Consider the following 18,939-nt stretch of genomic DNA (forward strand, 5'->3'; position numbering starts at 1 on the left):
AGAGCCGCCCGGGCGCGACCGCCCCGCCCGGTAAACTCGCGGCGTGACTCTGCGACTGCATGACTCGAAGGCCCAGGCCCTCGTCGATTTCGTCCCCCTCCGCGAGAACGAGGTCGGGATGTACGTCTGCGGACCCACGGTGCAGTCGTCCCCGCACATCGGGCACCTGCGCTCCGCCCTGGTCTACGACCAGCTGCGCCGCTGGCTCGCCTACCGCGGCTACCGGGTCACCCTGGTCCGCAACGTGACCGACATCGACGACAAGATCCTCGCGATCGCCGAGCAGGCGCGTCGAGCCGCCGGCGAGGGCGAGCCCTCCGAGCAGTGGTGGGCCCTCGCCTACCGCGTCGAGCTCGAGTTCACGGCCGCCTACTCCGCCCTCGGCATCCTGGCGCCGACCTACGAGCCGCGGGCGACCGCGAGCATCGCCGAGATGGTCGCGCTCGTGCAGCGCCTGATCGAGCTGGGCCACGCCTATCCCGCTCCCGACGACTCCGGCGACGTCTACTTCGACACCCGCTCCTGGCCCGACTACGGCGCGCTCACCCACCAGCGCCTCGAGAGCATGGAGGCGGCGACCGACGCCGACCCGCGCGGCAAGCGCGACCCGCACGACTTCGCCCTGTGGAAGGGCATGAAGCCGGAGGAGCCGGAGTCCGCCTCCTGGGCCTCGCCCTGGGGCAGGGGCCGCCCCGGCTGGCACATCGAGTGCTCCGCCATGTCGACGAAGTACCTCGGCACGCAGTTCGACATCCACGGCGGCGGGCTCGACCTGCGCTTCCCGCACCACGAGAACGAGCTCGCGCAGTCCACCGCGGCGGGCCACGCCTTCGCCAGCTACTGGCTGCACAACGGCCTCGTCTCGGTCACCGGCCAGAAGATGAGCAAGTCGCTCGGCAACTCCGTCTTCGCCTCCGAGCTCCTCGACTCCGCCCGCCCGCTGGTCGTGCGCTACTACCTCGGCTCGGCGCACTACCGCTCGACGCTCGAGTTCCACGACGGCGCGCTCGAGGAGGCCGAGGCCGCGCTCGAGCGGATCGAGGGCTTCCTCGACCGCTCGCGACGGCGCCTCGAGGGCACCCGCTTCGCCGCGGTCGGCGAGCCGGTCGTGCCCGAGGAGTTCGCCGAGGCGATGGACGACGACCTCTCGGTCCCGCAGGCCATCGGTGTCCTGCACGAGACCGTGCGGGCCGGCAACGCCGCCCTCGACGCGGAGGACCTCGGCACGGTGTCCGCGCTGCGCACCCAGGTCCTCGCGATGGCCTCGGTCCTCGGCATCGACCCCGAGGCACCCGAGTGGGCGCGCTTCGACGACGAGCCCACCTACCGGGCCCTCACCGTGCTCGTCGACCGCCTGGTCGCCGAGCGGCAGACCGCGCGCGAGCAGCGCGACTGGGCGGCCGCCGACCGCATCCGAACCGATCTCGCTGCTGCGGGAATCACGATCGAAGACACCCAGACGGGTGCGCATTGGAGTCTCGATGGCGAATAAGCCCGGCCGCCCAGGAGCGGTCCGCAAGAAGAGCAAGGGCAAGGCCGTCGGTTCCGGCGGTCAGGGCCGTCAGGCCCTCGAGGGCAAGAAGCCCACGCCCAAGGCCGAGGACCGGCCGTACCACCCCGCGGGCAAGGCGAAGCTGGCGCGCGAGCGCTTCGTCGCCGCCGGCGGCAAGGGCCGGCCCGGAGCGGCGCTGAGCGGCGCGGCTCGCGGTCAGGGCCGCCCTGCCCCGTCCCGGAAGCCCAAGAGCGGTGACGAGTCCGAGATGGTCACCGGCCGCAACTCGGTCCTCGAGGTGCTCCGCGCCAAGATCCCCGCCACCACGCTCTACCTCGCCACGCGCATCGAGATGGACGACCGGGTCAAAGAGGCGCTCAAGCTCGCCACCGCGCGCGGCCTCCCCGTCCTCGAGGTCATGCGCCCCGAGCTCGACCGCCTCGCCGGACCCGACTCCGTGCACCAGGGCCTCGTGCTCAAGGTGCCGCCGTACGAGTACGCGCACCCGAGCGACCTGCTCGAGCGCAGCGTCTCCCGCGGGGTCGTCCCGCTGTTCGTCGCGCTCGACGGCATCACCGACCCGCGCAACCTCGGCGCGATCATCCGCTCCGTCGCCGCCTTCGGCGGGCAGGGCGTCATCGTGCCCCAGCGCCGCTCCGTCGGTCTCAACTCGGCGGCGTGGAAGACCTCGGCCGGCGCCGCCGCGCGCGTGCCCGTCGCGATGGCCTCCAACCTCACCGCGATGATCAAGGACTACAAGCGCGAGGGCGTCTTCGTCATCGGCCTCGACGGCGACGGCGACACGATGCTCCCGGGCCTCGAGCTCGCCGACCGTCCGCTGCTCGTCGTCGTCGGCAGTGAGGGCAAGGGCCTCTCGCGCCTCGTCACCGAGCAGTGCGACGCCGTGGTCTCCATCCCGATCAGCGCCGCGACCGAGTCGCTCAACGCGGGCATCGCCGCGTCGGTCGCGCTCTACGAGATCTCCAAGCTCCGCGCCGCCTCCGAGTAGCGCGGGCAGCGCGGGCGCCGGCACGGCGATCTGCGGCGTTGTCGTCGGGCGCGATACCGCCGGTATCGCTTCCTCCTCCGCCTTGCAGCTCACCGCACCGGCACCCGCGCTGGCGCCGGGACGGCGATCTGCGGCGTTGTCGTCGGGCGCGATACCGCCGGTATCCCTTCCTCCTCCGCCTTGCAGCTCACCGCACCGGCACCCGCGCTGACGCCGGGACGGCGATCTGCGGCGTTGTCGTCGGGCGCGATACCGCCGGTATCCCTTCCTCCTCCGCCTTGCAGCTCACCGCACCGGCACCCGCGCTGACGCCGGGGGAGGGGCAGGGGGCGCCGCCTTCGGCGAGCGGCGGCGGAGAGGCGCCGACTTCGGCGAGCTGACGGGCGGGCGAGCATGCTGATCGAGTAGGCCGCGCAGCGGGCGTACGAGATCTGCGTCAGCACATGCCGCGGACGACGGAGGGCTCGTGCCGGATCCAGGATCCGCACGAGCCCTTCGGTGTGCCGGGGTCAGACGTTCTTCATCCAGTCGACGTCCGCGTCCTCGTCGGTCAGCTCGGCGTCGCCCGCCTCGTCGAGCACGAGGTTCGGCAGCGTGATCGCCTCGGTCGGCGGTGCGATGACCGTCGCCTCGTCGCGGCGGTGCCGCAGGATGTCGTTCACGTACGCGGTGACCGCCTCGGCCAGCGGCACGTCGCGCGCCTGCTGCTGCGACATGAACCAGCGGTGCTCGAGCAGCTGGTGGAACATCTCCGCCGGCTCGAGGCGCCCCTTCAGATCGCGCGGGATCGACCGGATGACCGGCTCGAACACCTGCGCGAGCCACTCGTGCGCGACCATCTCCTCGTCCAGCCCCTGCTTGTCGTAGGTGGCGGTGTACGAGTCGAGGTCGTTCAGCAGCCGGCGCGCCTGGTTCTCCTGCGCGTCCAGTCCGGTGAGCCGCAGCAGCCGGCGCTGGTGGTGACCCGCGTCGACGACCTTCGGCTGGATCCGCACGGTCGAGCCCGACTCGTCGGTCTTGATCGCGAGCTCCTCGATGTCGAAGCCGAGGTCGTTGAGCCGGTTCACCCGGTCGTTGATCCGCCAGCGCTCCGAGGTCGAGAACGACTCCGCTCCGGTCAGCTCCTTCCAGAGGCTGCGGTAGGCGGCGACGATGCCGTCCGAGACCGTGATCGGATCGAGGTCGTCGTCGACGCGTCCGCCCGCCTCGAGGTCGAGCAGCTCGCCGGCGATGTTGACGCGGGCGATCTCGAGGTCGTTCTCGCGCTGGCCGTTGGAGAGGCCGCCCGAGTAGAGCTGCCCCGTCTCGGCGTCGACGAGGTACGCCGCGAACGCCCCGGCGTCGCGACGGAACAGCGTGTTCGAGAGCGAGACGTCGCCCCAGAAGAAGCCGATGACGTGCAGGCGCACGAGCAGCAGCGCCAGCGCGTCGACGAGGCGCGTGGCCGTGTCCGGCCGCAGCGTCTGCGAGAAGAGGGCGCGGTAGGGGAGCGAGAACTTCAGGTGCCGAGTCACCAGCACGGCGGGCAGCTCGTCGCCCTCGTCGTCGCTGCGGTTCGTGATGACGGCGCCCGGCACGACGCACGGGACGTCGAGGCGCTGCAGCGTCTTGAGCATCTCGTACTCGCGGCGCGACATCTCCGCGGTCGTCTCCTTGACGGCGACGACGTGACCGGAGAGGTGCGCGAAGCGGACCGTGTGCCGCGAGATGCCCTTGGGCAGTGCGGCGATGTACTCGTCGGGCCAGTCGTTCAGCCGCAGGTTCCACGGCAGGTCGAGGAGGGCGGGGTCGACCGTGGCCGAGGTGATGTTCAGGGAGCCGGACATGGCACGCCGTTCGTGTCGTGAGTCGGACGGTGGAGGGGCCCGGACGAACGCTGCCGCCGCCTCGGAGGAGACGGCGGCAGCGTGTGCGCGGGGGCGGAGCCTAGGAGAGGCGCAGTCCCGATTCGCCGTCGAAGATGTGCACGCGGTGGTTCGCGGTCACGTAGACGCGGTCGCCCGCGGTCGGGTGCACGCGGCCGTCGACGCGCGCGACGATGTCGGTGCGGCGTCCCTCGACCTCGGTGTGGCCGTAGAGGTAGCCGTCCGAGCCGAGCTCCTCGATCAGGTCGACCTCGATCGGCAGGCCGCCGGGCTGGGTCGAGACGGTGACGTCCTCGGGGCGCACGCCGAGCGTGACGACCTTCTGGGTGGTCTTCGCGAGCGCCTCGCGGGCGATCGGGAGGACGGTGTCGCCGAACTTGACGCCGCCGTCGGTGACGTCCGCGTGGAACAGGTTCATCGCGGGCGAGCCGATGAAGCCAGCCACGAAGACGTTGTTCGGGTTCTCGTAGAGGTCGCGGGGCGTTCCGACCTGCTGGAGCAGTCCGTCCTTGAGGACCGCGATGCGGTCGCCCATGGTGAGCGCCTCGGTCTGGTCGTGGGTGACGTAGACCGTGGTGATGCCCAGGCGGCGCTGGAGCGTGCCGATCTGCGTGCGGGTCTGGACGCGGAGCTTGGCGTCGAGGTTCGACAGCGGCTCGTCCATGAGGAACACCTGCGGCTTGCGGACGATGGCGCGACCCATCGCGACGCGCTGACGCTGACCACCCGAGAGGGCCTTCGGCTTGCGGTTGAGGTAGGGCTCGAGGTCGAGCATCTTCGCGGCCTCGAGGACCCGCGCGGCGCGCTCGTCCTTGTTGATGCCGGCGATCTTGAGCGCGAAGCCCATGTTCTCGGCCACCGACATGTGCGGGTAGAGCGCGTAGTTCTGGAACACCATCGCGATGTCGCGGTCCTTCGGCGGAACGTCCGTGACGTTGCGGTCGCCGATCAGGATGCGGCCCTCGTTGACCTCTTCGAGGCCGGCGAGCATGCGCAGGGAGGTGGACTTGCCGCAGCCGGAGGGACCGACGAGGACGAGGAACTCGCCGTCTCCGACCTCGAGGTTCAGCTTGTCGACCGAGGCACGCGTGGCCCCGGGGTAGACGCGGGACGCGTTGTCATAGGTTACGGACGCCATTGTTCTTGCTCCTTCACCGGCAGGTACGTGCCGGACGATCCGAGTGAATGGAAGTGACGGTCGTCGTCGCGTGGGCGACTCCGACCAACCGTCACAGTATGCCACGCGGTGCCGGGACGGGGAGTCGGTGCCCGATGCCGGCCGCCGGGGCGGGCGGTATCCGTCGTTTGGAGGTTTCCCAGGGCTCGCGCGTAGGATTCCGGCGAGTCGCAGCCCGGCGGCACTTCCTCCTCTCTCATTCGGAGCGTTCTTGTCATGACCATCGGCGGAGCCAACGACCGTCTCTCGAAGAACCAGCGTCGAGAGGCCGCGCGCGAGAAGGCCCGCCGACTCCGCGAGCAGCAGAAGCGCCGCGATCGCGTCGGCCGCTTCGCCCTGCAGGGCGGTCTCGCGATCGTCGTGATCGCGATCGTGGCGGTCGTGGTCTTCGCCGTCACGTCGAGCATCCGCCCGGCCGGCCCCGGCCCCGCCAACATGGCGAGCGACGGCGTCCTCGTCACCGAGGGCCTGGTCGCCTCGACCACCCCGGCGATCCCGGCCGACGGCAGCCCCACCCCGAGCGTCCTCGACACCTCCACGGGCACCGTCGACATCCGGGTCTACCTCGACTACCTCTGCCCCTACTGCGGCCAGTTCGAGCAGACCAACGGCGATCAGATCAAGGAGTGGGTCACCAGCGGTGCCGCCACGGTCGAGATCCACCCGATCGCCATCCTGACCACCCGCTCCAACGGCACCAAGTACTCCGAGCGCGCGGCCAACGCCGCCGCCTGCGTCGCCGACGAGTCGCCGGACTCCTTCTTCGACTTCAACGCCGCGCTCTTCGCCGAGCAGCCGGCCGAGGGCACCGACGGCCTCTCGGACGACGAGCTCAAGCAGGCCGCCGCGGACGCGGGCGTGGAGGACACCGCCGCCGTGAACACCTGCATCGACGAGCAGTCCTTCGTCAGCTGGGTGCGGGCGGCCACGGAGCGCGCGACGTCGGGCCCGCTGCCCGGCACCGAGGTCGCCTCCGTCTCGGGCACGCCGACGGTCCTCGTCAACGGCGAGGCCTACACCGGCTCGCTCACCGACGCCGACGCCTTCAGCTCGTTCGTGCTCTCAGCCGCCGCCGACACCTACTCGTCGGCCACGCCGACCCCGACGCCCGCCGCGGGCTGATCCGCGACCCCGCCGAGACGGGACGGAACACACGAGGGGCCCCGGGAGACCGGGGCCCCTCGTCGTGCGCAGCCGGGCGCCGGACGTCGTCGCCGCAGGAGGACGCGCGGCGGGTCCGAGGTCCGCGCGCGATCCACGACAGGTCGTTCCGCGCCTCAGCACCGGCCGACCGCGGGCGTGGATAGGCTCACCCGATCTCACCGGAGGGCCCCCTATGACCACGACACCGATCGGCATGCGGACGACCGCCGACCGACCGCTCTTCGAGGGCGTCCAGGTCCTCCGCTTCGTCGCAGCCCTCCTCGTCGTGTTCACGCACAGCAGGTTCTACGCGAGCGAGCACCTGGACGCCTCCATCGGCGTCTGGGGCGGCGGTGCCGCGGGCGTCGACCTCTTCTTCGTCGTCTCCGGCTTCGTGATGGCGGTGACCGCCGCTCCCTTCGAGGTGGCGGGCGGCTGGCGGTTCTTCGCCGTCCGCCGTCTGATCCGCATCGTCCCGATGTACTGGATCGCCACCACGCTCACCGTCGTCGCGATCCTCGCGCAACCGGGCGCCGCCCAGCAGGCCGGCCTCACGCCGTGGTCCGCCGTCGCCTCCTACCTCTTCCTGCCGACCCGGGATCCGGACGGTCAGATCGCGCCGCTCCTCGGCGTCGGGTGGACCCTCACCTTCGAGGCGGCGTTCTACGTCGTCTTCGCCCTCGGGCTCCTTCTGCGGCGCGCCGTCCTGGTCTTCGCGTCGACGGTCATGATCCTCGTCGCGTCGGGTCAGCTCCTCCGCGGCGGCGGGGACGACTGGCCCGCCTGGGCGTTCTACTTCGACCAGATCGTGCTCTACTTCGTCATCGGCATGGTGATCGGCGGGATCGTCCTCCGGCCCGACGCGCGCCGACGGCTGCTCGTCGCGCTCGGAGTCGCCCTCGCCGTGGCCGTCCTCGGCGCCGTCGCCTCGGACGGGCCCGCCTGGCAGCACGACGGGCTCACGCGCAAGGGGATCATCGCCGCCGTCTTCCTCGCCGTGCTCCTGGCCGAGCCGCTCCTCCGAGGGCTACGACGGAGGCCCGCGGTCCACCGCTTCCTTCTGCGTCCCCTCCTCTACCTGGGTGACGCCTCCTACAGCCTCTACCTCTTCCACCCGCTGGTGGGGCCCGCCGTGCCCGCTCTCCTCGCCGTCCTCGGTCTGCGCTCCGGCGCGGTCTCCGTCGTCGGCTCCGTGCTGCTGGCGGTCACCGCGGGCGCGCTGATCCACCGCTTCGTCGAGAAGCCGATCACCCGCCGGCTGCGGGGGATGCGCTACGCCGGACTGCCGTCAAGTCCGCGCCGCTAGGGGAGGAGCCCACCATGACGAGACCGCCGCTCTTCGAGGGCGTCCAGGTCCTGCGCTTCGTCGCGGCTCTGCTCGTCGTCGTCACGCACGCCACGTTCTACGCACGGGAGCGCCTCGACGGCTCGATCGCCGTCTGGGACGGGGGCACCGCGGGCGTCGACGTCTTCTTCGTCGTCTCCGGCTTCGTCATGGCGGTCACCGCGGGTCCCTTCGAGGTGAGGGGCGGATGGCGGTTCTTCGCCGTCCGCCGCGTGATCCGGATCGTCCCGCTGTACTGGATCGCCACCACCCTCAAGATCGCGTCGATCCTCGTCCTGCCCGGGGCCGTCCTGCACGCCGCCCTCACTCCGTGGTCGGGAGTCGCGTCCTACCTCTTCCTCCCCAGCCGCAACCCGGACGGCGCGGTGGAGCCGCTCCTCGGCGTCGGGTGGACCCTCACGTTCGAGGCGGCCTTCTACGCGGTCTTCGCCCTCGGACTGCTCCTGCGGCGGAACGTCCTCGTCTTCGCCTCGGCGATCGTGCTGCTCGTCGCGTCGGGCCACGCGTTCCGGCCCGCGGAGGACTGGCCCACCTGGGCGGTCTACTTCGATCCGATCGTGCTGTACTTCGCGATCGGCATGGCGATCGGGAGGATCGTCGCTCTGCCGAACGCGCGCCGAGCCCTGCTCGTCGCGCTGGGCCTCGCCGCAGCGATCGCCGTCGTCGCGAGCGTCACGCCGGGCGGCGTCTCCTGGCAGCGCGACGCGCTCTTCCGGAAGGGAGTCGTCACCGCCGCGTTCATCGCCGTGGTCCTCGCCGAACCGCTCCTGCGGCGGCTCGCGCGGCGGCCCGGCGCCGACCGCGTCGTCCGGAGACCGCTGCTCGCCCTGGGTGACGCGTCCTACAGCCTGTACCTCTTCCACCCCATGATCGGGCCGGCCGTGCCCGCCGTCCTCGCGCTGGTCGGACTGCGATCGGGAGTGCTCTCCGTGGCGGGCACGATCGCCGTCTCGCTCGTCGCCGCGACCCTGATCCACCGCCTCGTCGAGAGGCCGATCACGCGGAGGCTGCGCGGACTGCCGTACGCGGGCCTGCCGCCGGACGGCTGGGAGCGCCGCAGTGCACGGGCGGAGGGAGCGGTCGATCGAGGGCGCGAGAGACCGAGACGGAGCCGACGACGGGACTTGAACCCGTAACCGCCCGATTACAAGTCGGGTGCGCTACCAATTGCGCCACGTCGGCAGGTGCGTCGCCGCACCGGGCCACCCTATCGCGGGGCCGAGAGCCGCTCCGGCCCCGGCCCGCGCCGCGGGATCACGGCTCGAGGATGCTCAGATGCCGCTCGGCCGGCGTCGGCCGCTTCGGGCCGCCGATCTTGCCGTCGGGCCGCCCGACGTAGAGCCAGCCGAGGAGCTCCTCGCCCTTCTCGAGGCGGTGCGCCTTCCGCACGGCCTTGGCGCGGGTGTAGGAGCCGGTGCGCCAGAAGACGCCCCAGCCCGCCTCGTCGAGCAGCAGGCTGAGCAGGTGCGCGACACCCGACGCGACGGCCTCCTGCTCCCAGGCCGGCACCTTGGACTTCTTGACGCTCACGACGACCGCGAGCAGGAGGGACGCGCGGTGGGTCTTCTCGACGTGCTTGCGCGCGTCCCTCTTCTCTCCGGACGCGGCGGCGAAGCTGCGGCCGATGCGGTCGCGGGCCGCCCCGCGGATCTCGATGACCCGCCAGGGCCGGAGCGAGCTGTGATCGGCGAGCCGCGAGGCGGCCGAGACGTACGCCGCGATCTCCTCGTGCCCCGGCGCCTCCGCGGTCACCTTCGAGCGGGAGCGCCGAGCCAGGACGGCGTCGAGCACGGGAGTCGCGGACACGGTCACTCGCCCTCGGTGGTGAAGTTCATCGCGATCGAGTTCATGCAGTACCGGTCTCCGGTCGGCGTGCCGAAGCCGTCGGGGAAGACGTGGCCCAGGTGCGAGCCGCAGTTGGCGCAGCGCACCTCGGTGCGGACCATGCCGAGGGTGCTGTCCTCGATCAGCTGCACCGCGTCCGGGCGGATGGACTCGTAGAAGCTCGGCCAGCCGCAGCCGGAGTCGAACTTGGTGCCGCTCTTGAACAGCTCGGCGTGGCACGCCGCACAGGTGTAGAGCCCCTCGCGGTGCTCGTCGAGCAGCTCGCCGGTCCACGGGCGCTCGGTGGCGGCCTGGCGCAGCACGGAGTACTGCTCGCGGTCGAGCTCCTCGCGCCACTCGGCGTCGGTCTTGTTGACGGAATACGACGACATGGGTCTCCCTAGGAATCCTGGTCAGTGTACGGGGGAGGATCCTCCCCTCTGCTCTCGTAAACTCTCCGCCGTGCAGCTGAATTCCGTGATCTCGAAGGTGTGGAGCGAACTCACGACCGAGGAGGTCTACGGCATCGCGCGGCTGCGGACCGACGTGTTCCTCCGCGAGCAGCGGGTCGACGACGAGGAGCTCGACGGCCGCGACCTCGAGCCCGCGACGCGGCACTGGTGGATCGCGGACGAGCGGGGCGTCGCCGCCTACCTCCGCACCCTCCTGGACGAGCGCGCCGAGCACCGCGACGCGCACCGCGTCATCGGACGCGTGGTGACGCGTGCCGACCGCCGCGGAGAGGGCCTCGCCGACCGCCTCGTGCGCGCGGTCGTGGAGCGGCACGGCGACGAGGCCCTCCTCCTGCACGCGCAGACCTACGTCGCCGGTCTGTACGCGCGCTCGGGCTTCGAGACGTTCGGCGACGAGTTCGAGGAGGCGGGCATCCCGCACATCGGGATGCACCGGAGCGCCTCACCGGCGCCCGGGGCGGCCCTGCCTACTCTGGAGGCATGAGCGGCACCACGGGCTTCGAGCGGACGACCGGCTCCGCCCTGTCCGAGCGGGACCGCCGCGTCCTCGAGTTCGAGGGCGAGTGGACGGCCCGCTCCGGAGACAAGGACGACGCGATCCGCGAGCGGTTCGGCCTCTCGGTCGCCCGCTACTATCAGGTGCTCAGCGCGGTTCTGGCCTCACCGGCCGCCCTCGCTCACGACCCGATGCTCGTCAAGCGGCTGCAGCGCATCCGCGACGGGCGCGCCGACGCCCGCGCCGCGCGCCGCCTCGGGCGTCCCGAGTAGACGAGCTGCTCGGGCCCACGAACGGAAGGCCGGCCGTACCGACGATGACCACCACCGCTCCGAAGGACCGCTTCGACGAGATCCCGGCCACCGAGGGGCGCGTGGGCGCCCATCGACGGCCGCCGGCCCCGCACGCTCGAGCGATCGCTCTGGCCTGGGCGGCGCTCGCCACCGGAGTGATCGTGCTGCTCGGGTTCATCGGACTGCTCGTGATCGACAACCGGGTGCAGTTCAACGACGTCTTCACGGCGCCGACCGGCATCGTCGACACGGAGGCGACCCCCGCGGTCACCCCGACCGTCGACCCGACCCTCGCACTCGCGGTCCTGAACGGGACGGCGACGGAGGGCCTCGCCGCGAGCGCGGGGGACGCGCTCGCCGCAGCGGGCTGGAGCGTGCCCACGGTCGCCAACGCGAACACCGAGGACGAGGCGGCCACGACCGTCTACTACACCGACCCGCGGCTCGAGGGCGCGGCGCTCGGCGTCGTCCAGTCGCTCGGCGTCGGGACGATCGTGCTGACCGCCGACTTCGTCGAGACCGGCGCCGTGGTCGTCGTGCTCGGATCGGACTACCCGACGCAGTAGCTCGGGACCCCGGAGGGCCCTCGGAGCGCGGCGGTCGAGCCGCTCCCCGGGGGCGCTCTGTTTCCGGCACGTTTAATTCATGTTGAATCCCGGACAACTCTTTCCCACGGGCGCATTCCGCCCCATTCCGGGCCGAAACGCTGGCTTATGCTCCCTAATCAGGCACCTGCGCATCGCTCGTGTCGCAGGCAGCACAGCACTTTGGGAGTGAGAGATGGCGAACGGAACCGTCAAGTGGTTCAACTCTGAGAAGGGCTACGGCTTCATCACGGTCGACGGCGGCGGACAGGACGTGTTCGTCCACTACTCCGCCATCGACATGTCGGGATACAAGGTCCTCGAAGAGGGCCAGCACGTCGCGTTCGAGGTCGGCACCGGGTCCAAGGGCCCGCAGGCCGAATCGGTGCGCGTGGTCTGAGGCCCCCGCCCTGCACTGGAGCCGTCGTCCGCCTCGCGCGGGCGGCGGCTCCTCGCGTTGCGCCAGGCGCCGGCGTCACTTGCACTCCTCCCGGGTGAGTGCCAGAATCGCTGTTGGCACTCGCTCCAGTCGAGTGCCAACGACGGAATTCCCCTGACGTCCGGGAGGGACGAAGAACACACATGGCCAAGATCATTGCTTTTGACGAAGAAGCCCGCCGCGGCCTCGAGCGTGGACTCAACACCCTGGCCGATGCGGTCAAGGTGACCCTCGGCCCGCGCGGCCGCAACGTCGTGCTCGAGAAGAAGTGGGGCGCCCCCACCATCACGAACGACGGCGTCTCCATCGCCAAGGAGATCGAGCTCGACGAGCCGTACGAGAAGATCGGCGCCGAGCTCGTCAAGGAGGTCGCCAAGAAGACCGACGACGTCGCCGGCGACGGAACCACCACCGCGACCGTCCTCGCCCAGGCGCTCGTCCGCGAGGGCCTGCGCAACGTCGCAGCCGGCGCCGACCCGATCAGCCTGAAGAAGGGCATCGAGAAGGCCGTCAAGGCCGTCACCGCCGAGCTCGTCGCGGGCGCGAAGGCGATCGAGACCAAGGAGGAGATCGCGGCCACGGCCTCCATCTCCGCCGCGGACCCCGAGATCGGCGCGATCATCGCCGAGGCGATCGACAAGGTCGGCAAGGAGGGCGTCGTCACCGTCGAGGAGTCGAACACCTTCGGCACCGAGCTCGAGCTGACCGAGGGCATGCGCTTCGACAAGGGCTACCTGTCGCAGTACTTCGTCACGGACCCCGACCGCCAGGAGGCCGTGTTCGAGGACCCGTACATCCTGATCGTCAACTCCAAGGTCTCGAACATCAAGGACCTCCTCCCCGTCGTCGACAAGGTGATCCAGGCGGGCAAGCAGCTGCTGATCATCGCCGAGGACGTCGACGGCGAGGCGCTGGCGACCCTGGTCGTCAACAAGATCCGCGGCATCTTCAAGTCGGTCGCCGTCAAGGCCCCTGGCTTCGGCGACCGTCGCAAGGCGCAGCTCCAGGACATCGCGATCCTCACCGGCGGCCAGGTCATCTCCGAGGAGGTCGGCCTCAAGCTCGAGAACGTCACCCTCGACCTGCTCGGCTCGGCCCGCAAGGTCGTCATCACCAAGGACGAGACCACGATCGTCGAGGGTGCCGGCGACGCCGAGGCCATCGCCGGTCGCGTCGCGCAGATCCGCGGCGAGATCGAGAACACCGACAGCGACTACGACCGCGAGAAGCTCCAGGAGCGCCTCGCGAAGCTCGCCGGTGGTGTCGCGGTCATCAAGGCCGGAGCCGCGACCGAGGTCGAGCTCAAGGAGCGCAAGCACCGCATCGAGGACGCCGTCCGCAACGCGAAGGCCGCCGTCGAGGAGGGCATCGTCGCCGGTGGTGGCGTCGCCCTCATCCAGGCCGGCAAGCTGGCCTTCGAGAAGCTCGAGCTCGTCGGCGACGAGGCGACCGGAGCGAACATCGTCCGCGTCGCCATCGACGCCCCGCTCAAGCAGATCGCGCTGAACGCGGGCCTCGAGCCCGGCGTCGTCGCCGCCAAGGTCCGCGAGCTGCAGACCGGTTGGGGCCTCAACGCCGCGACCGGCGAGTACGTCGACCTGATCGCCGCCGGCATCATCGACCCGGTCAAGGTCACGCGCTCCGCTCTGCAGAACGCCGCCTCGATCGCCGGTCTGTTCCTCACCACGGAGGCCGTCGTCGCCGACAAGCCCGAGCGGAACCCCGTCGCCGCGGGCGGAGACCCCACGGGTGGCATGGACTTCTAGTCCGACCCGAACGACGCAGAAGGCGGTTCCCCTCCGGGGGAGCCGCCTTCGGCGTTCCACGGGTCGGCGTCGGCGTCGGACCGGCGGCACCGGGGGAGCCGTCGCAGGCCTGCCGGGCGTGATCCCGGCCGTCGGCGGAGGGCCGGCCGGGATCACCTCCGCCGGGTCAGAACGCGAACAGCCGCGCGTTGGCCTCCTCGGTCTCGGCGTACTGCTGGCCTGCCGTGGCGAGCGCGAGCGCGATCGACTCGAGGCCGTCGTCGACCTGCCCCTGCGTGGTCCGCCAGAGGCCGACCACCCCCTGGAACGCGGTCGAGGCCTGGCCCGTCCACGAGCTCTCGAGACTGGTCAGCAGGCCGAGGAGGCCGGCGACCTCGGCGCGGATGCGGTCCGCGTAGCCGTGCATGGATCCGCTCGCGGTGCTGATCGCGTCGATGTCGGTCTGGAAGTGGGTCACTGCAGGTCCTCTCGCTGAGTGCGCCGGTCGGCGCGTGCGAGAGAACCTACGGCGGACCGGGAGGGCCGCGGGGGCCGTCAGACCGAAGCTGGGGAGGACTCGCCGTTCTGGTCGACGGTGAGGAGAGGCAGCGCGACGCGGAAGGTGGCGCCGCCGCCCGGGGTCTCGACGACGTCGACGCGGCCCTTGTGCGCGGCGACGATGGACGACACGATCGCCAGCCCCAGACCGCTGCCGCCCGTCTCGCGCGTGCGCGAGGTGTCGGCGCGCCAGAAGCGCTGGAAGATCTTCTCGCGGATCTGCGGCGGGATCCCCTCGCCGTGGTCGATGACCTCGAGGAACGCGAGGCGCCGCGCGCGGTCGACGGCCACGCCGACCTCGATCGGCGTGTCCTCGGGGGTGTACCGGACGGCGTTGCCGATCAGGTTGGTCAGCACCTGGCGGATCTTGTTCTCCTCCGCCATGACGAGCGCGGGGACCCCGACCTGCTCGGGCTCGGGCGCGGTGCCGGCGGCGATGTCCTCGGCCATCACGCGGCGCGGGCGGCGGCGGAAGCGCGCCAGTCGCGCGCCGGCGGCCGCGATCGGTCCGGTGAGGCCGGCGGGAGCGATCTCCATCGTCTGGGTCGGCGTGCCCGTCGGGTCGTCCATCTCGAGGGCCGGGGTCTCGACCGGGGTGTCGTCGCGGGTCTCGACGCCGAAGTCTCGATCGGGCCAGGAGGCCATCGCGTCCATCGCGGCGTCGCGGGCGAGCGGCATCAGGTCGACGGGGGAGAGCGCGAGCGGCTTGGTCTCGTCGAGGCGGGCGAGCTCGAGGAGGTCCTCGACGAGGCCGCCCATCCGGATCGCCTCCTTCTCGATGCGCTCCATCGCCTGGCCGACGGCCTCGGGGGTCTGCAGCGCGCCCATCCGGTAGAGCTCGGCGTAGCCCCGGACGGAGACGAGGGGAGTGCGCAGCTCGTGGCTGGCGTCTCCGACGAAGCGGCGCATCTGGTCGATCGTGCGCGCGCGGTCGCGGAAGGCGCTGTCGATCCGCACGAGCATCGCGTTGAGCGAGCGGTTGAGCCGGCCGACCTCGGTGTTGGGGGTGGTGCCGTCGAGCCGCTGGCTGAAGTCGCCGTCGGCGATGGCGGCGGCGGTCTGCTCCACCTGGCGCAGCGGTGCGAAGGTGGTGGTGACCAGCAGCCGTGTCAGCATCGCGCCGATGACCACGATCGCGACGCCGAACCCGAGGAAGATCGTCAGGTAGATCGTCATGATGTTGTCGATGTCGCGCGTCGACGTGGCGAGCAGCAGCGTCGTGATCTTGTTGCCGTCGGAGTACGTCGTCGCCACGTAGTGGTACTCGATCTTGCCGCTCGCGCTGTAGAGCGTCGCGCTGTCGTCGCCCAGCTTCAAGGCCTCGTCGATGGAGAAGGTGCCGGGGAAGACGGGGTCGCTGGGATCGATCGCGGTCGAGGCGAACTGCCTTCCGACGGCGTTGTACAGGGCGCCGACGTACTCCTTGTCCGAGTCGTCCATCGCCGCCTCACCCTCGTTGACGAGGATGTTCGCGGTCTCCTGCGCCTTCGCGCGCAGATCCACGTCGAGCTGAGTGACCAGCTGCGGTTTCAGCAGCGTCATCGTGCCGATGCCGGAGACCAGCAGGCCGAGCGTCAGCAGGAGGACGGTGACGGCGGTGATCTTCGTGCGCAACGAGATGGAGTTCCACCGCTCGGCCAGACCCTGGTGCATGGCGGTGGAACTCCCTCGAAGTCGTGCGGGCGCCCGCCCCCTCGCGGGGCCGGCACCGGGGCGGCGGAGGTCAGACCTTCGCGACCTTCAGCATGTATCCGAATCCTCGCTTGGTCTGGATGAGCGATTCCTCCGAATGCGTGTCGAGCTTACGTCGGAGGTACGAGATGTAGGACTCGACGATGCCCGCATCGCCGTTGAAGTCGTACTCCCAGACGTGATCGAGGATCTGCGCCTTGCTGAGCACCCGGTTGGGGTTGAGCATCAGGTAGCGCAGCAGCTTGAACTCGGTCGGGCTGAGCTCGACGGGCTCGTCGCCGACGAGGACCTCGTGGGTGTCCTGGTCCATCGTGAGCTCGCCGGCCCGGATGACCGCGTCCTCCTCGGCGTGCATCGTGCGGCGGAGGATCGCCTTGATGCGCGCGACGATCTCGTCCAGGCTGAACGGCTTGGTGACGTAGTCGTCGCCGCCGACGGTGAGGCCGGTGATCTTGTCCTCGGTGTCGTCCTTCGCCGTGAGGAAGAGGATGGGCGAGGTGTAACCGGCCGAGCGCAGGCGCTTGGTGACCCCGAAGCCGTTCATGTCCGGCAGCATCACGTCGAGGATGATGAGGTCCGGCTCCTCCTCGAGGACTGCGGAGATGGCCTGAGCGCCGTTGCCGACCGCGCGCACGGCGAAGCCGGCGAAGCGGAGGCTCGTGGTGAGCAGGTCGCGGATGTTGGGCTCGTCGTCGACGATGAGAATGCGGGGTCCGTCCATGCGGACAGTATCTGCGCGTGGCCTGGGTGGAGTCTGGGAGTCGCGTGACCGGCCGCTCGTCGCGGCCTCGGTGCCGCCGGAGAGGTCGGTGCGGGTCCGCGCTACGAGGCGCGGCGGCGGCGGACGCCGACCACGAGCATCGCGATCATCATCAGGAAGGCGATCGGCAGACCGACCAGCGGCAGGGCGATGACGAACTGCCAGAGGCCGCCGCTGTAGTCGCGGACGCCCATCATGGGCGCCACCAGGACGGCGATGAACGCGAGCACCGTCACGACGATGATCGCGACGAACATGTAGGCGAGCGTGCGCTCCGCGCGTCCGATGCCCGCAGGCTGCTGTGGCTTCACGGGTCAAGGATAGGGCGGGCGCCGTCCACTAAACTGATGGCTGCTTCATTTCCAGGAGGGGTTCCGCATGCCTACCGGCAAGGTCAAGTTCTACGACGAGGAGAAGGGCTTCGGCTTCATCAGCACTGATGACGGCCAGGAGGTCTTCCTGCACGCTTCCGCGCTGCCCTCCGGGACCGCGGTCAAGGCCGGCACCCGCCTCGAGTTCGGCATCGCCGACGGCAAGCGCGGTGCGCAGGCGCTCTCGGCCCGGATCATCGACACTCCTCCCAGCATGGTCAAGCTCAATCGCAAGTCCGCCGACGACATGTCGGTCATCGTCGAGGACACGGTGAAGCTGCTGGACGGGATCGGCACGGGCCTCAAGCGCGGCCGCTACCCCGACAAGGCGCACGGGCGCACGATCGCGACGCTGCTGCGCCGGGTTGCGGACGAGCTGGATGCCTGACGCCGACGAGACGACCGGCGACCCGTCGCCCCGGAACGACGCTCCGGCTCCCGAGTCCGAGCGGACGGCACCCGCGAGGGGCGCTGCCGACGACGTCCTGTTCCAGGACGGCACCGCCGAGGAGTCCGCCGTTGAGGAGACCGCCGCCGCGGACGCGCCGGCCGCCGACGCTGCGGCGGAGCGCGACACCGAGCCGTCGAAGCCGGTCTCGTCGCCGGTCTGGAGCGACGAGATCGACGAGGACGACGAGTCGGACGACGACGAGGCCGCCGAGGCGGGCGTGGATCCGGAGGCGGGGCCCGCAGCGGACGCCGGAGAGCCGGAGCCCCAGCCGGTCTACGAGCTCGACCCCGTGCTCGCAGGCTCCGAGGACCGTGCGCGCGAGGCGCTCCTCGACATCACGACCGCCGACACGATCGGCACCCTGGTCGCGACGATCGCCCAGGGCGAGCACGTCGTCTCGCTGCAGTTCACGAATCTGATGCGCGGCTACCCCGGGTGGCTCTGGACGGCGACGCTGTCGAGGATCGACGAGTCCGAGGGCGTCAACGTGCTCGAGGTCGAGCTGCTGCCGGGCGAGGGCTCCGTGCTCGCGCCCGACTGGGTCCCGTGGTCGGTCCGGCTCGCGGACTACCGCGCGGCGCAGGACGCCAGCGGTGAGCGCGACGAGACCGAGGACGACGAGTACGACGACGACATCGTCGTCGACGGCGACGCGGTGGCGGACGAGGACGAGATCCTCGACGACGACGACGAGGCGGACGACGACGACGTCTCCGACGACGACGAGGACGCCGACGACGACTCGGACGAGGACGACCCCGACTCCGACACCGACTCCGACGACGACACCGACTCCGACGAGGACGACTCCGATGACGACGACTCCGAGGGCGAGGACGCCGTCGCCGGCGCCTCGAACGACCGACGACGGGGCGGCAGCGGCCGCGGACGTCGGCGCCGCCGCCGCTGACGGCACTCGGCCGAGCGGGAACGCCCTCGCTCGGCCCGGGCGCTGAGGCGACGACGCTCCGCGCGGTGACGGATGTCGAGGCTCAGCGGCGGTTGCGGCTGTAGAAGAGGCCGATCGTCCCGAGGACGAGGCCGATCACGACGGTCGACAGGACGAGCGGCGCCACCGACGCGCCCGCCGCCGCGGCGATCAGCACGCCGATCAGGGCGAGCAGCCACACGACGCACCCCACGAGGAGCGCCGTCGCGTCGTCGGAGGCGTACGGCGGGGGAGCGGGGCGGCGCCCGTCCGGACGGAGCCAGAGCCTCACCG

The 18,939-nt window shown here is 70.9% G+C and carries 21 protein-coding genes and 1 tRNA gene; 12 read left to right on the top strand and 10 right to left on the bottom strand.

Annotated elements, in window-relative coordinates; translation table 11 throughout:
• The first annotated feature begins 43 nt into the window (after positions 1 to 43).
• On the top strand, positions 44 to 1,492 hold the full coding sequence (gene cysS / locus GTU73_RS06035) for a cysteine--tRNA ligase (protein ID WP_160087800.1): 1,449 nt from the start codon (positions 44 to 46) through the stop codon (positions 1,490 to 1,492).
• Entirely contained in the window at positions 1,482 to 2,501 is a 1,020-nt protein-coding gene (gene rlmB / locus GTU73_RS06040; RefSeq protein ID WP_160087802.1) for a 23S rRNA (guanosine(2251)-2'-O)-methyltransferase RlmB, read from the top strand. Before cysS ends, rlmB begins: the two co-directional genes overlap by 11 nt.
• A gap of 509 nt (positions 2,502 to 3,010) precedes the next feature.
• Here the strand turns inward: rlmB and GTU73_RS06045 are convergent.
• Entirely contained in the window at positions 3,011 to 4,327 is a 1,317-nt protein-coding gene (locus GTU73_RS06045) for a DUF4032 domain-containing protein (protein WP_160087804.1), read from the bottom strand.
• Positions 4,328 to 4,427: 100 nt separating this feature from the next.
• Positions 4,428 to 5,504, bottom strand: coding sequence for a sn-glycerol-3-phosphate ABC transporter ATP-binding protein UgpC (gene ugpC, locus GTU73_RS06050; RefSeq protein WP_123702257.1), 1,077 nt, complete (start codon positions 5,502 to 5,504; stop codon positions 4,428 to 4,430).
• Between the two features lie 255 nt (positions 5,505 to 5,759).
• Between ugpC and GTU73_RS06055 the strand changes: the two genes are divergently transcribed.
• The 3 genes from GTU73_RS06055 (at position 5,760) to GTU73_RS06065 (ending at position 9,167) form a co-directional block, all read left to right on the top strand.
• Entirely contained in the window at positions 5,760 to 6,665 is a 906-nt protein-coding gene (locus GTU73_RS06055) for a thioredoxin domain-containing protein (protein WP_160087806.1), read from the top strand.
• Between the two features lie 214 nt (positions 6,666 to 6,879).
• Positions 6,880 to 7,992 (top strand): acyltransferase, encoded by a 1,113-nt coding sequence (locus GTU73_RS06060; protein WP_160087808.1) that lies wholly within the window; start codon positions 6,880 to 6,882, stop codon positions 7,990 to 7,992.
• A 14-nt stretch (positions 7,993 to 8,006) separates the two neighbouring features.
• Entirely contained in the window at positions 8,007 to 9,167 is a 1,161-nt protein-coding gene (locus GTU73_RS06065; RefSeq protein WP_160087810.1) for an acyltransferase, read from the top strand.
• On the opposite strand, the gene GTU73_RS06070 is transcribed toward GTU73_RS06065, so the two are convergent.
• From GTU73_RS06070 to msrB, 3 genes are all read right to left on the bottom strand, one after another.
• Positions 9,141 to 9,213: transfer RNA gene (locus tag GTU73_RS06070), tRNA-Thr, on the bottom strand. The two genes, GTU73_RS06065 and GTU73_RS06070, sit on opposite strands and share 27 nt — an antisense overlap.
• 72 nt (positions 9,214 to 9,285) lie before the next feature.
• Positions 9,286 to 9,843 carry a nitroreductase family protein gene (locus tag GTU73_RS06075; RefSeq protein WP_160087812.1) on the bottom strand — a complete coding sequence of 186 codons (558 nt, stop codon included), beginning with the start codon at positions 9,841 to 9,843 and terminating at the stop codon, positions 9,286 to 9,288.
• A complete protein-coding gene (gene msrB, locus GTU73_RS06080; RefSeq protein ID WP_123445164.1) occupies positions 9,840 to 10,247 on the bottom strand; it encodes a peptide-methionine (R)-S-oxide reductase MsrB in 408 nt (135 codons plus the stop codon). The genes GTU73_RS06075 and msrB overlap by 4 nt, the downstream gene beginning before the upstream one ends.
• Positions 10,248 to 10,317: 70 nt before the next feature.
• Between msrB and GTU73_RS06085 the strand changes: the two genes are divergently transcribed.
• From GTU73_RS06085 to groL, 5 genes are all read left to right on the top strand, one after another.
• On the top strand, positions 10,318 to 10,812 hold the full coding sequence (locus tag GTU73_RS06085; protein WP_244231789.1) for a GNAT family N-acetyltransferase: 495 nt from the start codon (positions 10,318 to 10,320) through the stop codon (positions 10,810 to 10,812).
• Complete coding sequence (locus GTU73_RS06090; protein ID WP_160087814.1) at positions 10,809 to 11,096, top strand: DUF3263 domain-containing protein; 288 nt, start codon at positions 10,809 to 10,811, stop codon at positions 11,094 to 11,096. Before GTU73_RS06085 ends, GTU73_RS06090 begins: the two co-directional genes overlap by 4 nt.
• A gap of 44 nt (positions 11,097 to 11,140) precedes the next feature.
• Positions 11,141 to 11,683 (top strand): LytR C-terminal domain-containing protein, encoded by a 543-nt coding sequence (locus GTU73_RS06095; RefSeq protein ID WP_160087816.1) that lies wholly within the window; start codon positions 11,141 to 11,143, stop codon positions 11,681 to 11,683.
• A 214-nt stretch (positions 11,684 to 11,897) separates the two neighbouring features.
• On the top strand, positions 11,898 to 12,101 hold the full coding sequence (locus tag GTU73_RS06100; protein ID WP_123445168.1) for a cold-shock protein: 204 nt from the start codon (positions 11,898 to 11,900) through the stop codon (positions 12,099 to 12,101).
• A gap of 182 nt (positions 12,102 to 12,283) precedes the next feature.
• Entirely contained in the window at positions 12,284 to 13,906 is a 1,623-nt protein-coding gene (gene groL, locus GTU73_RS06105; RefSeq protein WP_123702372.1) for a chaperonin GroEL, read from the top strand.
• Between the two features lie 166 nt (positions 13,907 to 14,072).
• Here groL and GTU73_RS06110 read toward each other — a convergent pair whose 3' ends face one another.
• The 4 genes from GTU73_RS06110 to GTU73_RS06125 all read right to left on the bottom strand — a co-directional run bounded on the left by GTU73_RS06110 (position 14,073) and on the right by GTU73_RS06125 (position 17,206).
• Positions 14,073 to 14,363, bottom strand: a complete 291-nt coding sequence (locus GTU73_RS06110) for a WXG100 family type VII secretion target (protein ID WP_160087818.1) — start codon at positions 14,361 to 14,363, stop codon at positions 14,073 to 14,075.
• A gap of 77 nt (positions 14,364 to 14,440) precedes the next feature.
• Positions 14,441 to 16,096, bottom strand: a complete 1,656-nt coding sequence (locus GTU73_RS06115) for an ATP-binding protein (RefSeq protein ID WP_160087820.1) — start codon at positions 16,094 to 16,096, stop codon at positions 14,441 to 14,443.
• 70 nt (positions 16,097 to 16,166) lie between these two features.
• Positions 16,167 to 16,856: a response regulator transcription factor gene (locus GTU73_RS06120; protein WP_085475163.1), complete on the bottom strand. Its 690-nt coding sequence runs from the start codon at positions 16,854 to 16,856 to the stop codon at positions 16,167 to 16,169.
• Positions 16,857 to 16,957: 101 nt separating this feature from the next.
• A complete protein-coding gene (locus GTU73_RS06125) occupies positions 16,958 to 17,206 on the bottom strand; it encodes a hypothetical protein (RefSeq protein WP_244231790.1) in 249 nt (82 codons plus the stop codon).
• Positions 17,207 to 17,273: 67 nt separating this feature from the next.
• Between GTU73_RS06125 and GTU73_RS06130 the strand changes: the two genes are divergently transcribed.
• Both GTU73_RS06130 and GTU73_RS06135 read left to right on the top strand, forming a co-directional pair.
• Positions 17,274 to 17,654 (top strand): cold shock domain-containing protein, encoded by a 381-nt coding sequence (locus tag GTU73_RS06130; RefSeq protein WP_160087822.1) that lies wholly within the window; start codon positions 17,274 to 17,276, stop codon positions 17,652 to 17,654.
• Positions 17,647 to 18,627, top strand: coding sequence for a DUF3027 domain-containing protein (locus GTU73_RS06135; RefSeq protein ID WP_160087824.1), 981 nt, complete (start codon positions 17,647 to 17,649; stop codon positions 18,625 to 18,627). The genes GTU73_RS06130 and GTU73_RS06135 overlap by 8 nt, the downstream gene beginning before the upstream one ends.
• Positions 18,628 to 18,709: 82 nt before the next feature.
• Here GTU73_RS06135 and GTU73_RS06140 read toward each other — a convergent pair whose 3' ends face one another.
• On the bottom strand, positions 18,710 to 18,937 hold the full coding sequence (locus tag GTU73_RS06140) for a DUF2530 domain-containing protein (RefSeq protein WP_160087826.1): 228 nt from the start codon (positions 18,935 to 18,937) through the stop codon (positions 18,710 to 18,712).
• Positions 18,938 to 18,939 lie beyond the last annotated feature (2 nt).

The sequence above is a fragment of the Rathayibacter sp. VKM Ac-2804 genome, from assembly GCF_009866655.1.
Classification (GTDB): domain Bacteria; phylum Actinomycetota; class Actinomycetes; order Actinomycetales; family Microbacteriaceae; genus Rathayibacter.